The organism is Nonomuraea sp. NPDC049655, from assembly GCF_044465465.1.
Classification (GTDB): Bacteria; Actinomycetota; Actinomycetes; order Streptosporangiales; family Streptosporangiaceae; genus Nonomuraea.
In genome coordinates this window covers 340,872-353,335 of the sequence record NZ_JBITLS010000010.1, presented here as the reverse complement: position 1 = coordinate 353,335, position 12,464 = coordinate 340,872, and the positions used below count along the sequence as shown (strand labels likewise).

At 71.1% G+C, this 12,464-nt stretch carries 11 protein-coding genes; 3 read left to right on the top strand and 8 right to left on the bottom strand.

The genetic code is table 11. The annotated features are described in order from the left end of the window. Positions 1-438: 438 nt before the first annotated feature. Positions 439-1,431 carry a LacI family DNA-binding transcriptional regulator gene (locus ACIBQ6_RS31395; RefSeq protein ID WP_358285275.1) on the bottom strand — a complete coding sequence of 331 codons (993 nt, stop codon included), beginning with the start codon at positions 1,429-1,431 and terminating at the stop codon, positions 439-441. A gap of 11 nt (positions 1,432-1,442) precedes the next feature. Here ACIBQ6_RS31395 and ACIBQ6_RS31390 point away from each other — a divergent pair, with 11 nt between their 5' ends. From ACIBQ6_RS31390 to ACIBQ6_RS31380, 3 genes are all read left to right on the top strand, one after another. Then, positions 1,443-2,621, top strand: coding sequence for an aminotransferase class I/II-fold pyridoxal phosphate-dependent enzyme (locus tag ACIBQ6_RS31390; RefSeq protein WP_358285277.1), 1,179 nt, complete (start codon positions 1,443-1,445; stop codon positions 2,619-2,621). A gap of 165 nt (positions 2,622-2,786) precedes the next feature. Then, positions 2,787-3,116: a DUF485 domain-containing protein gene (locus ACIBQ6_RS31385; protein WP_358285279.1), complete on the top strand. Its 330-nt coding sequence runs from the start codon at positions 2,787-2,789 to the stop codon at positions 3,114-3,116. Positions 3,117-3,133: 17 nt separating this feature from the next. Further along, entirely contained in the window at positions 3,134-4,753 is a 1,620-nt protein-coding gene (locus ACIBQ6_RS31380; protein WP_387665301.1) for a cation acetate symporter, read from the top strand. A 61-nt stretch (positions 4,754-4,814) separates the two neighbouring features. Here the strand turns inward: ACIBQ6_RS31380 and ACIBQ6_RS31375 are convergent, their stop codons facing one another. The 7 genes from ACIBQ6_RS31375 to ACIBQ6_RS31345 form a co-directional block, all read right to left on the bottom strand. Further along, entirely contained in the window at positions 4,815-5,402 is a 588-nt protein-coding gene (locus ACIBQ6_RS31375) for an ATP/GTP-binding protein (RefSeq protein ID WP_352324453.1), read from the bottom strand. Then, positions 5,383-5,760: a DUF742 domain-containing protein gene (locus ACIBQ6_RS31370; RefSeq protein WP_352356948.1), complete on the bottom strand. Its 378-nt coding sequence runs from the start codon at positions 5,758-5,760 to the stop codon at positions 5,383-5,385. The genes ACIBQ6_RS31375 and ACIBQ6_RS31370 overlap by 20 nt, the downstream gene beginning before the upstream one ends. Then, positions 5,757-6,176: a roadblock/LC7 domain-containing protein gene (locus tag ACIBQ6_RS31365; protein WP_358285281.1), complete on the bottom strand. Its 420-nt coding sequence runs from the start codon at positions 6,174-6,176 to the stop codon at positions 5,757-5,759. Before ACIBQ6_RS31365 ends, ACIBQ6_RS31370 begins: the two co-directional genes overlap by 4 nt. A gap of 34 nt (positions 6,177-6,210) precedes the next feature. Continuing rightward, positions 6,211-8,496, bottom strand: coding sequence for a nitrate- and nitrite sensing domain-containing protein (locus ACIBQ6_RS31360; RefSeq protein WP_397216240.1), 2,286 nt, complete (start codon positions 8,494-8,496; stop codon positions 6,211-6,213). A gap of 187 nt (positions 8,497-8,683) precedes the next feature. Beyond that, on the bottom strand, positions 8,684-10,195 hold the full coding sequence (locus ACIBQ6_RS31355) for a prenyltransferase/squalene oxidase repeat-containing protein (protein ID WP_358285285.1): 1,512 nt from the start codon (positions 10,193-10,195) through the stop codon (positions 8,684-8,686). Then, on the bottom strand, positions 10,192-11,019 hold the full coding sequence (locus tag ACIBQ6_RS31350) for a hypothetical protein (RefSeq protein ID WP_397216238.1): 828 nt from the start codon (positions 11,017-11,019) through the stop codon (positions 10,192-10,194). Before ACIBQ6_RS31350 ends, ACIBQ6_RS31355 begins: the two co-directional genes overlap by 4 nt. Then, positions 11,016-12,350 carry a cytochrome P450 gene (locus ACIBQ6_RS31345; protein WP_397216236.1) on the bottom strand — a complete coding sequence of 445 codons (1,335 nt, stop codon included), beginning with the start codon at positions 12,348-12,350 and terminating at the stop codon, positions 11,016-11,018. The genes ACIBQ6_RS31350 and ACIBQ6_RS31345 overlap by 4 nt, the downstream gene beginning before the upstream one ends. Positions 12,351-12,464: the final 114 nt, after the last annotated feature.

The window sequence follows — 12,464 nt, the reverse complement described above, 5'->3', positions numbered from 1 at the left end:
AGGGAGTCCCGAAGGGAGGGGGTGGGCGTGGAGGGTGGGGTGGTGGTGGGGAAGGCGTGGCGGGCGGTGCGGGGTGGGGGAGTGGCGGTGGTCGAGGGCAGGTGGTCCAGGAGGTGGGGGGCGGCGTTCAGGAGGTGGTCGATGAGGTGCGCCAGGTCGTCCAGCCGCACCCGCAGCGTCGCCCGCGCCTGCGCGCCGCCGCGCCGGGCACCCGGGGCCCGGCCCTCCGGCCCGGCCTCCTCCACCCGCATCTCGGAGATCTCCAGGCAGACCTCAGGGCTCGGACGGGCGGGCGCCGACGCGCCGGAGCCGAGCGCCTGCTCCTCGGGCGTACGGTCATCGCGGTACGGGCTGCTCTCGGCCATGACCTGCGATTACCCCTCCCGTATCCCATCAGGCTCCGACATAAGGGGACTTGGGGGAGGTTTGACCGGAAGGTCAGGCAGGCGGCAACTCCCCGGACCCCCGGACGACCAGCTCCACGGGAACCGTGATCCGCCGCGGCTCGCGGACGGGATCCAGCAGCAGCTCCACCGCGCCGCGCGCCAGCCGGCCGATGTCGTACCGCACCACCGTCACCCCCGGGCTGAACAGGCCGGCCAGCGCGAAGTCGTCGAACCCCACGTACGCCGGCCGCTCGGGACGCTCCCGCAACGCCTCCAGCACGCCGATCGCCGCCCGGTTGTTCGTCGCGAAGAACGCCGTCGGCGGGTCGGGCAGGTCGAGCAGCCGCCCCACCTCGTACGACACCCGCCCGGGATCGAACACCCCCCGCACCACCAGCGCCTCGTCGGCCGCCGCCCCCGCCTCGCGCAGCGCCGCCCGGTAGCCGCGGGCCCGGTCGTGCACCGAGCTCAGCCCGTCGTCGTCGGAGATCAGCGCGATGCGGCGGTGCCCGTGGGCGAGCAGGTGCGCGGTGGCCGTCCGGCCGCCGCGCTCGTCGTCGAGCTTCACCACGTCGGCCCGGTCGAGCCCGCGCGGCACGCGGTCGACGAAGACCGTGCGCGGGCCGCCGTGCTCGGCCAGCCAGGAATGGTCGGCCGGCGAGGGCACGACGATCAGCGCGTCCACGCCCCGCGCGTGCATCGACTCGATCAGCATGCGCTCCTTGTCCGGACGCTCCTCGTACGAACCGAACACCACCAGCGCCTCGTGCTCGGCCGCGGCCGCCTCCACCGCGGCGGCGAGGCGGGCGTAGAACTCGTTGGAGATGTTCTCCATCACCAGGCCGAGCGTGAGCATGGTCGCACCGCGGGCCAGCCGGGCGGCGGCCTCGTTGCGGCGGAAGCCGAGCGCGCTGATCGAGTCGTGCACCCGCTGCTGCAGCGAGGCCCGGACGTGCGGCTCCTGGTTGACCACGCGGGACACCGTCTTCAGGCTGACGCCCGCGTGCCGGGCGACGTCCGCCATGGTGGGCTTACGCGTTGTCATAGTCTGCCCCCATGGAGGATGAATGGATCTGCGGCCGGATGGGCGAGGACGAGCCGTGGACACTGGGCGCGGTGAACCCGCCGGTGTTCGAGAACTCGTTGTTCACCTTCGGGACGGCGGCCGAGCTGGGAGCCGCGATCCGGGACGAGGACGAGCGGTACGTCTACGGCCGCGGCACCAACCCGACCGTCGACGTGGCGCAGCGCAAGCTGGCCGCGCTGGAGCGCGGTGAGCGGGCCAAGTGCTTCGGCTCGGGGATGGGCGCCATCTCGGCGACGATCTCCTCGCTCGTCTCCGCCGGCGACCACGTGCTGGTGCTCGGCGCGGTGTACGGGCCGACCACGCAGTTCCTGCGCTACCTGGAGAAGTACGGCGTCACGCATACGCACGTCGACGACCTCGCGGGATGTGACAGCGCTATCAGGGCGAGTACCCGCCTACTCTACTTCGAGTCGCCCTCCTACATGGCGTACGCGATCGTGGACATCGCCGAGGTGGCGGCCTGGGCGCGCGGGCGCGGGCTGGTCACGGTCATGGACAACACCTGGTCCACGCCGCTGTTCCAGAAACCGCTGACGCTGGGCGTTGACCTGGTCGTGCATTCGCTCTCCAAGTACGTCGGCGGGCACAGCGACCTGGTCGGCGGCGTGGTGGTCGGCCCGGCCCGGCTGATCCGGCCGCTGGCGCTGACGGAGTACCAGCTCTACGGCGCGGCCATGTCGCCGCACGACGCGGCCAAGGTGATCAAGGGGCTGCGCACGCTGCCCGTGCGCATGGCCGCCCACCAGGAGCGGGGGCTGGCCGTGGCGGCGTTCCTGGAGGGGCATCCCGCCGTACGGGCGGTGAACCATCCGGGGTTGCCCTCGCATCCGGGCCATGCGACCGCGTTGCGGCAGATGTCCGGCTTCTCCAGCCTGTTCAGCATCGAACTCGCCACGGACGATCGCCAGCAGGCCGCACTTTTCCTCGATAAATTGCGACATTTCAGGATCGGGGTGTCCTGGGGAGGCTTCGAGAGCCTGGTCAACGCCCCCGCCCTGACCGTCGAGGAGAGCGTACGGGCCACCATGGGCATCCCCGTCGGCCTGGCCCGCCTGTCGATCGGCCTGGAGCCCGCCGCGACCCTCGTCGAGGACCTGGATCAGGCACTGAGCGCCCTGCCCGGCCCGCCGCGTCCGATATCGGGGTGAACGGAATACCCGACCGCTCATCGCGCCGAACAGACCTTTCACCGCAGGCCATCCCCAACTAATCGCGGTACGCGAGCGGCTCGCCGAACAGCACCCCCACGGCTCTCCACGACGGGTAGGTTGCGCTCTTACGTTGAGCGTGATCCGCATCACAGTGGAGGTCTCGTGACGACCAGAGAACATGACGCGTCCGTCTATGAACAGGTTCAGGAGAGCAGTGAGTTCCAGGAGTTGAAGCGGCGTTTCCGCCGCTGGACCTTCCCCATGACGGTGGCCTTCCTGGTGTGGTACCTGCTGTACGTGGTGCTGTCCGGCTGGGCCCGCGGCTTCATGGGCATCAAGTTGTTCGGCGACATCAACGTCGGGCTGATCTTCGGGTTGCTGCAGTTCGTCTCGACGTTCCTCATCGCGTGGGCCTACGCCCGGCACGCCGAGAGGAAGCTCGACCCGATCGCCGACAAGCTCCGTCACGAGGTCGAGGAGAAGACGCAGTGACTTCCACGACGCTGGGAATGATCCTCTTCCTCACCTTCGTCGCCGGCACCCTGGCCATCACGTTCTGGGCCAGCCGCCAGACCAAGACGGCCGCCGACTACTACGCGGGCGGCCGGTCCTTCAGCGGCGTCCAGAACGGCCTGGCGATCGGCGGCGACTACATGTCGGCCGCCTCCTTCCTCGGCATCGCCGGCATCATCGCCGTCTCCGGCTACGACGGGTTCCTGTACTCCATCGGGTTCCTGGTCGCCTGGCTGGTGGCGTTGCTGCTGGTGGCCGAGCTGATGCGGAACTCCGGCAAGTTCACCATGGCCGACGTGCTGGCGTTCCGGATGAGCCCGCGCCCGGTGCGCACGGCGGCGGGCGTGTCCACGATCGTGGTCAGCATCTTCTACCTGCTGGCCCAGATGGTCGGCGCCGGCGCGCTGGTCGGCCTGCTGCTCGGCATCACCAGCGAGGCCGGCAAGGTCTGGACGATCATCGGCGTCGGCGCGCTGATGATCGTCTACGTGGTGTTCGGCGGTATGAAGGGCACCACCTGGGTCCAGATCGTCAAGGCCGTGCTGCTGATGACCGGCGCCGCGCTGGTGACGCTGCTGGTGCTGGGCAAGTTCGGCTTCAACCTGTCGTCCCTGCTCGGCCAGGCCGCCGCCACCAGCGGCCCGAAGGCCAACCCCGGCAACTTCCTCATCCCCGGCCTGAAGTACGGCACCGACGCCCAGGGGCTCGCGGGCAAGATCGACCTGATCAGCCTCGGCCTCGCGCTGGTGCTCGGCACGGCGGGCCTGCCGCACATCCTCATCCGCTTCTACACCGTCCCCACCGCCAAGGACGCCCGCAAGTCGGTCCTGTGGGGCATCGGCATCATCGGCGTGTTCTACCTGCTGACCCTGGTGCTCGGCTTCGGCGCGGCGGCCATCGTCGGCAAGACCGACATCCTCAAGGCCGACAAGGCGGCCAACACCGCCGCCCCGCTGCTCGCCGAGCGGATCGGCGCGCAGATCTTCGGCGACGTCGGCGGCACGATCCTGCTCGCGCTCATCGGCGCCGTCGCCTTCGCCACGATCCTGGCCGTCGTCGCCGGCCTGACCCTGGCCTCCTCCTCCAGCTTCGCCCACGACCTGTACGCGCACGTCTTCAAGCGCGGCGGCGCCAGCGAGCGGCAGGAGGTCGTGGTGGCCCGCGTCTCGGCGCTGGTCATCGGCGCCATCGCGATCGGCCTCGGCATCCTCGCCCAGGGCCAGAACGTGGCGTTCCTGGTCGCCCTGGCCTTCGCCATCGCGGCCTCGGGCAACCTGCCGGCGATCCTCTACAGCCTGTTCTGGAAGAGGTTCAACACGGCGGGCGCGGTCGCGGCCATCTACGGCGGACTCGGCTCGGCGCTGATCCTGGTGATCTTCTCGCCGGTGGTCTCGGCCCCGCCGCCGCCCGCGGGCGCCGCGGTGACCGCGCTGATCCACGGCGTGGACTTCCACTGGTTCCCGCTGAGCAACCCGGGCATCGTCTCCATCCCGCTCGGCTTCCTGTTCGGCTGGCTGGGCACGATCCTCAGCAAGGAGTACAACGCCGCCAAGTACGCCGAGATCGAGGTGCGCTCGCTGACCGGCGTGGGCGCCGAGAAGGCCACCGAGCACTGACCTCGCCCTGTGCGTGACGGGGCCCGGCCGCTCACCGGCCGGGCCCCGTCCGCGTGCTCGGTCAGCTTCCGACCGGCTCCGCGCGCAGCCGCGCCGAGTGCTTGACCAGCGTGATCAGCACCTCGCGGCTGGAGTCCCGCTTCCGCGCGTCGCACATCACGATCGGGATCGACGGGTTGAGCTGCAGCGCCAGCCGCACCTCGTCCAGCTCGAACGTCGGCGACCCCTCGAAGCAGTTCACCGCCACCACGAACGGCGTTCCGCGCCGCTCGAAGTAGTCGACCGAGGGGAAGCAGTCGGCCAGGCGGCGGGTGTCGGCCAGGATGACGGCCCCCAGGGAGCCCTCGGCCAGCTCGTCCCACACGAACCAGAAACGTTCCTGCCCGGGGGTGCCGAACAGGTACAGGACGTAGTCGGTGCCCAGGGTGATGCGCCCGAAGTCCATGGCCACCGTGGTGGTGCGCTTGGCCTCCACGGAGGTCAGGTCGTCGACGCCCACGCTGCGGTCGGTCAGCACCTCCTCGGTGCGCAACGGCCGGGTCTCGGACACGGCTCCGACCATCGTCGTCTTGCCCGCCCCGAACCCTCCGGCGATCAGGATCTTGATCGCCGTCGGGAGGCGCGGGCGCTCAGAGCGAGCGAAGACCATCGAGCACCGCCCTGTACATCTTCATGTCATGCATGTCCACCTCGGATTGCGGTTCCTGGGCAGAGACGAGTTCGCGGTCGAACAGGTCGCCGAGCAGCACGCGGATCGTGCCGGCCGGCAGGTTGAGGTGCGCGGCTATCTCGGCGACGGACTTGGGTTCACGGCAGAGCTGGAGAATGCGCAGGTGTTCGGGGTCCAGCCCGGCGTCGGGGCCCGGCGGCGGACCCACCGCCAGCGCCATGGAGATGAGGTCGAACTTGCCGTGCGCGGGCTGGGTCCGCCCGCGCGTGACGACGTAGGGCCGGATGATCTCCGGATCTATCCAGTGTTCGTCCGTGGACTCCTCCGTGGTGCTCACCGGTCGCTCCTGGCGACGGCCTCGGCGTTGCGCGCGCCGGAGGTGAGGTACTGGCCGACCCGCGCCACCAGCATCGCCATCTCGTACGCCACCAGCCCGATGTCGGCGTTCTGGGCGCACAGCACGGCCAGGCAGGCGCGTTCGCCCGCGGTCGTCACGATCAGGAACTGCGACTTCCACTCCACGACCGTCTGCCGCACCGCGCCGCCGGCGATGTGGTCCGCGACGCCCTTGGCCAGGCTCTGCAGGCCGGAGGCGACGGCCGACAGGTGCTCCCCGTCGGTGCGCTGCAGACCGGCGGACGAGGCCATGAGCAGGCCGTCGGAGGACAGCACGATGGCGTGCTCGGCCTCCTTGATCCGGCCGATCAGGTCGTCGAGCAGCCAGTTGAGGTCGGTGCCCGCGGTGGGCGTCATGTCGGGCCTCCCGTCGGGAGCCGGGCCGCGGCGGTCATGCCTCGCCTCCCGGCTGCTCTTCCATCAGCCTGGCCGCCTCGTTGCGGCCAAGACGGGTGCCTGACTGCAGGGATCCCATCATGGCGCGGATCTCCTCGGGCGAGCGCTCGTCATCGTCCTCCTCGAAGTCGGGCTGCGTCGGCGTGTCGTCCCGCAGCGCTGGCGCCAGGTTGGCCTGAGGGACTCGGAACGGCAGGCCGGACGGCGTGAACTCGGTCACAGGCTGCTGCTCCGGTTCCGCGGGCGGTTCTGGTTGGGGTGAAGGCGAGGGTGCTGGTGCCGGGAAGGGGGTGGCCACCGCGTGGAGCGGGGCGGACATGGGGGCGGGACGCGGCGGGGTCAGGGTGCGCACGTTCTCGGCGGGCCGCGCGACCGTCGCCAGCGTGGTCCCGGTGCTCGTCCGGCGCGGCAGGCTCGGCCGGGTGTCGCCCTCCGGGTGCCGCGGCGCGGGGTCGAGCTCGACGAGCTCCTGCGGCAGCAGCACCACGACCGTGGTCCCCCCGTACGGGGAGGGCTTGAGCACGACCTGGATGTCGTGCCGCCGGGCGAGCTGGCTGACCACGTAGAGCCCCAGCCGGGCGGTGCCGGAGATGCGGAACTCCGGCGGGTCGGCGATGCGCTCGTTGGCCGCGTCGAGGTCCTCGGGCTTCATGCCGAGCCCGCGGTCCTCGATCTCGATGACGTACCCGTTGGCCACGAGCTGCCCGCTGACCTGCACGTTCGTGTACGGCGGCGAGAACGACACGGCGTTCTCGATCAGCTCGGCCAGCAGGTGGATGACGTCACCGACGGCCCGGCCGACGAGCACGACCTCGCCCATCGGCATGAGCGTGACGCGGGTGTAGTCCTCGACCTCGGCCAGCGCGCCGCGCACCACGTCCACCATGGGGACGGCCCGCCGCCACGTACGGGCGGGCGACGAACCGGACAGGACGATCAGGTTCTCGGCGTTGCGCCGCATCCGGATGGCCAGGTGGTCCAGGCGGAAGAGCTCCTTCAGCTCCTCGGGGTCGGTCTCCCGGCGCTCCATCACGTCGAGGACGGTCAGCTGCCGGTGCACCAGGCCCTGGGTGCGGCGGGCGAGGCTGAGCAGGATGTCGCGGATGCTGCGGCGCAGCTCCGCCTGCTCGGCCGCGACGCTGATCGCCGTGCGCTGCACGGTGTTGAACGCCTGGCCCACCTGGCCGATCTCGTCGTCGCCGAACTCCAGCGCGGGCGCCTCCTTGGCGACGTCCACCTCCTCGCCGTGGCCGATGCGCTCGACGATGCCGGGCAGGCGCTCGTCGGACAGCTCGTGCGCGGCGTCGCGCAGCTTCTGGAGCTGGGCGAGCAGCTGCCTGGTCGTGGTGATGGACAACACGATCGAGGCGATGACGGCGATCAGGCCGAGACCACCGGCCAGGAGCAGCCGCACGATGACGCCGACGGCGACGGGGACGATCCGGTCGTACAGGCGGTCGCCGCCCGCCAGGGTGGTGGCCTGCATGCCGGCGAGCGTCCCGTCGGCCGCCACGCGCCAGCTCTCGCCGCTCATCGGCAGCGGGCCCATGCCCGGCTGGTGCTGGACGAGCTGCGCCTCCATGGCCTGCAGCCGCACGACGGACTCGCTCTTGAGCCACGCGTCGAACCCGGCCCTGTCCTCGTCGGGCAGCCTGTCCAGCGCCGCGGTCAGCGTGTAGTGGAAGATTCCCGACGTCTTGACGAACTCGGCGTGCTCGTTCTCGGTGAACGCGCCCTTGGCGAAGACACCGGACAGGAGCGCGTCCTCCCGGGCCAGGAACTCCCGCGAGCGGGACATGTCCGACAGCGTACGGCCGATCTTGGCGATCTCCTTGTCGTCGAAGGCGGCCACGGAGTCGTACATGCGGTACATCGCGTCGATGGCGTTGTTGTACTGCCGCGTCGCCTGGGACAGGTCCGCCTTGCCGCTGTCGATCGCCTTCCGTGCCGCCACGAGCTTGTCCAGCTCGACGTTGACCTCGGCGATATGTTCGAGCAGCGGCTCGTCGGCGGCGAGATCGACCACGTTGCCCTGGGCCGTGGAGGTGAACTCCGCGCGCAAAGAGTCGGTCTTGGCCCGCTGGTCGCGCATGCCCTTGTCGACGGCCCGCGAGCCCGCGCCGAGGTGGGCGACGGTCAGCCGGCGCTCACGCTGCAGCTCGACCAGCAGCGGCTCGCTCGGCTCGACGATCCTGCTGTCGACGGTCGCCGCCCAGAGCAGGTTGACGCCCTCTCTCAGCGTGACCCACGCCGCGAACGCCCACAACAGGGTGAGCGACACGATTAGCGCCGTGACTTTGGCCCGCACACTGGCATTACGGAAGCGCATGAAGCCCTCCGGAAGAAAGAACCGCTCGGTCAGCAGGCCATGTCAAGACGGAGAAAGAGGTACTCCAGGATTCCGACACTCGGGTCACCCTAGCAACGCCTGAATACTGCCTCAACACGCTAGAGCACCATAAGGCGTACTATGTCCTATTTTCACACCTGGAATTTCCTTCGGTGTGACATATTGTGACATGCTGAGCGGCGATGACCGCGGCCCGCACGATGGCTGTCGGTGAGTAAAGGTCCTTGTCATGCCACAGTGGTGGATAGTCGGATAAATTGGCCGACCGAATCAGGTACTCATAACCGCGTCGCGCGGCCCGTTCGCATCGTTCGTCCGGCTCGGGACCGGACAGCAGGAGAGCCTGCATCCCGTACGCCGTCTCCTCCGGCCGGCCCGCCCACCGGCCCCAGGATCCGTCGGCCCGCTGGGTCGACAGGATCCACTCCCGGGCCCGGCGCACGGCCTCGGCGTACCGGGGGCCGCCGAACTCGCCCAGCGCCAGCACACAGCTCAGCGTGGCGTAGTACGGCGAGGCGTGCCACCTGTCGCTCCAGCTCCCGTCCGGCCGCTGCCGCTCGGCCAGCCAGCGCGCCACCCGCTCGATCCGCGCCCGGTACGGCCGCGCCGCCGCGGGCCTGGCCCGCGCGTACTGGCCCAGCGCGTCGAGCACGTGAGCGTTGACGCTGACGGAGGAGCCGTCCTCGCCCTGCCAGGTGCAGAAGTGCGCGCCGGCGTCGAAGGCCGCCAGCGACGAGGGCTCGTGCGGCACCCCGAGCAGGGCCAGGGCGTAGAGCGCGACGCTGGTGGTGTCCGCGTCGGCGGGCAGGCCGGCTCCCGCGGGGGTGCCCTCGGGCCCGATGGCGGCCCTCAGGTCGGCGGCCATCTCCGGCGGCACGTCCACCGGCACGCCCGCCCTGAGCAGCCAGCTCAGCACCCAGGCCCGTTCGAAGACGGTGATCGGCAGGCCCACGGGCACCGGGCCGCCGTACCGGAGGGCGACGGCCTCCAGGTGGTGCCTGGCCGGCCCCGCGCCCTCCGCCTCGGGCCGGGCGGACAGCCAGGCGGCCGTCGCGGCCGGCGAGGCGCCGACGGTGCCGATGGGCGTGGGCCGCACCCCGCCCGTCGCGCCCACGACCTCCAGCACGTGCTGGACCTTCTGCGGCGGCTCGCCGCCCGACTCCAGCAGCCGCCTGATCCGGCCGAGCCGCGTGGTGTCCATGCCGGGCGGCAGGGGCAGGGGCGGCCCGTCCACGTGCTCGTTCACGAGCCGGACGAGGGCCGGGACGATCAGCTCGATGGCCGGCGTGTCCGGCAGGTCCGACGCCTCGGCCAGCATCGGACGCAACGCCTCCAGCCCCGCCTTGACCGCCGGGAGCAGCGCGCGGGGGTCGCCCTCGCCGCGCGCGACCGAGCTGAGCAGGGCCTCCGTGGCGCTCAGCGTGGGCACCAGCGCGTAGCCGTCGGGAGGGCCCCACGCGCCGTCGCCGCGCTGCCCGGCCAGCAGGTACGCCACCCGCTCGCGGTGCCCGGCCAGGTCGGGGACGAGCGAGACCAGGCGCCCGGTCTCGTAGACCGACGGCGACACCTGGCCCCACGGCTGCGCCATCAGCTCGCCCACCAGGAGGCCGGCCTGTTCGGAGAGGTTCACGTCGTCGCCCAGAAGTCGGACAGGCCGTAGAAGCCGGCGCTGTAGTCAAGCTGCCATGTCAGGTACGAGGCCGGGCGCGGATGGGCGTCGCGCAGGGGGCCGATCAGCGCGTGCGCCTCGCGGGCCAGCGCGGCCATCCGCCCGGTCACCTCGTCGTGGGTCATGCCGAGGGTGAAGGCGTTGAGGTCGCCGTACGCCTTCTCCCGGTGGTGCGTGGCCAGGTCGTTGAGCAGGCGCAGGTACCGTTGCACCGCCTCTCCGGCCGGGCGCAGGAGCTCCAGGGAGTCGGGCACGCCCACCTGCCCGGTCGCGATCCAGTGGGAGACGGCCACGAAGTACGCGCCGCAACTGCCGGCGTTCGCCAGGTACTCCTCGACGGCGGGCGGCCGGTCGGCGCGGCTCCACTCCCATTCGCGGGCCATGGCGGTGAGCATGCGGCCGAGTTGGTCGCGCCAGGCGGCTTCGAGCTCCGGCGTGGTGCCCAGCGTCGCCCGCAGGTCGGCGGCGAAGGCCCCGGCGGGGGCGGCGGGGGCCGGCGACAGGCAGTCGGCGACCAGCGCGGCGACCTCCTCGCGCGTACCGGCCTCGTGGTCGATCAGCCGGTCGGCGGCGAACACCAGCAGCGAGGCCCGGTTGATCGCCCGCAGTTCCGCGGCCGTCGCCCAGGGCGAGCCGAACGCGCTCGCCAGCCCGAGGGAGGTGTAGAGCCCGGCGTCGAACGCGGCGGCCGGGAACAGGTCGCCGAAGCGCGCGGCGTGCCGGGCCAGCTCCCGGCCGCCGGACACGGCCAGCGCGCAGGCGCGGCCGGTGTCGAAGGCGTTCACCGCCGTGCCTCCAGCGTCATGGTCAGGCCGCGCGGCGGGCGCAGCGAGGAGGCCAGGCGCGGGACGGGCGGCCGGTCCAGGTGCACGTGGGGGCGGTACCTGCGCAGGATGCCGGCGATGAGCAGCGGCGCCTCCATCGCGAACAGGTGTTGCCCCAGGCACACGTGCGGCCCGGCGGCGAAGGGCCAGTAGGCGTAGCGGTGGCGCGGCGCGGCGCCGTCCGGCGCGAAGCGCTCGGGGTCGAACGTGGTGGGACGGTCCCAGAACTCGGCCAGCCGGTGCGTCAGGTACGGGCTGAGGATCACCGTGGAACCCGCCTCGACGGTGACCCCGCCGATCACGTCGGTCGCGATCGCCGTGCGGGGCAGGATCCAGCCCGAGGGGTAGAGCCGCATCAGCTCGCTGACGAACATCTTCAGGTACGGCATGCGCGGCAGGTGGCCGATGCCGACGGGGTCGTCCCCGACGACGCGGTCCACCTCGTCGTACACCTTGGCGGCGATCTCCGGGTGGGCCTGGAGCACCGGCCAGACCCAGGACAGCGCGGTGGTCGAGGTCTCGGTCGAGGCGCCGTGCATGGCGACGAGGTCGTCCCGGATCCGGCGGTCCACGTCGGCGCCGCCGTCCTGCGTCCGGGCCCTGACCAGGCGCGAGACGACGTCGTCGCCTTCCTGCCGCTGGGCGCGGGCCTCGGCGATGCGGGGGTAGACGACCTCGTCGATGGCCTTGATCGCCTGCCTGAACGCCCGGTCGCCGGGCATCGGGACCTGTTCCGGAACGAACGGCAGCACCAGGCGCAGCGCCTTGGCGGTGACGGCGACGTCGTAGGCGGGCACCAGCCGGTTGATGTCCTCCAGCGAGATCTTCGCCCCGAAGAAGAGCCGCACGATCACCGGGTGCACGATGGCCGACATGCCCTTGGCCACGTCGAACGGCTGCCCGGGGACGATGGTCGTGTCGATCAGCTCGTCCATGATCCGTGCCATGTTCTCGGCCATGGCGTTGACGTGCCGGGCGGTGAACAGCGGCTGGAGGATGCGGCGGCTCTCGGCCCAGTTCTCGCCGTCGGACAGGATCCCCTTGCCGAGCAGCGGCGCCAGCGGATCCCAGAACATGCCCTCGCGCAGGTAGTTGGCCTGGTTGGTGGTGAGCACCCGCTCGACGTGGTCGGGGTGGGTGACGAGGTAGGGGCGGAAGGGGCCCATGTTCAGGCGTACGACCCGGCCGCCGGCCTCGGCGCCGGCCGCTTCGAGCGCGTGGACCGGTACCCGGTGTCTGGTGAGCCTGGTGAGGAAAGGGATAGTCCTGGTGGCAGTGGCAGTATCCGCCACGAGTGTGTCTCCCTTGCGCCCGTCTTACATAACGGACATTTGATGACGAACGTAAAAACCTAGGCTGGAGTATCACATGAGCGTGCATGTAGATTCAAGATCGAACATTGGCAG

What these genes read in the sequence shown, in the direction of transcription:
- ACIBQ6_RS31395 (WP_358285275.1), bottom strand. Translation starts at nt 1,431, where the DNA reads ATGACAACGCGTAAGCCCACCATGGCGGACGTCGCCCGGCACGCGGGC.
- ACIBQ6_RS31380 (WP_387665301.1), top strand. Translation starts at nt 3,134, where the DNA reads ATGATCCTCTTCCTCACCTTCGTCGCCGGCACCCTGGCCATCACGTTC.
- ACIBQ6_RS31390 (WP_358285277.1), top strand. Translation starts at nt 1,443, where the DNA reads ATGGAGGATGAATGGATCTGCGGCCGGATGGGCGAGGACGAGCCGTGG.
- ACIBQ6_RS31365 (WP_358285281.1), bottom strand. Translation starts at nt 6,176, where the DNA reads ATGACGCCCACCGCGGGCACCGACCTCAACTGGCTGCTCGACGACCTG.
- ACIBQ6_RS31375 (WP_352324453.1), bottom strand. Translation starts at nt 5,402, where the DNA reads ATGGTCTTCGCTCGCTCTGAGCGCCCGCGCCTCCCGACGGCGATCAAG.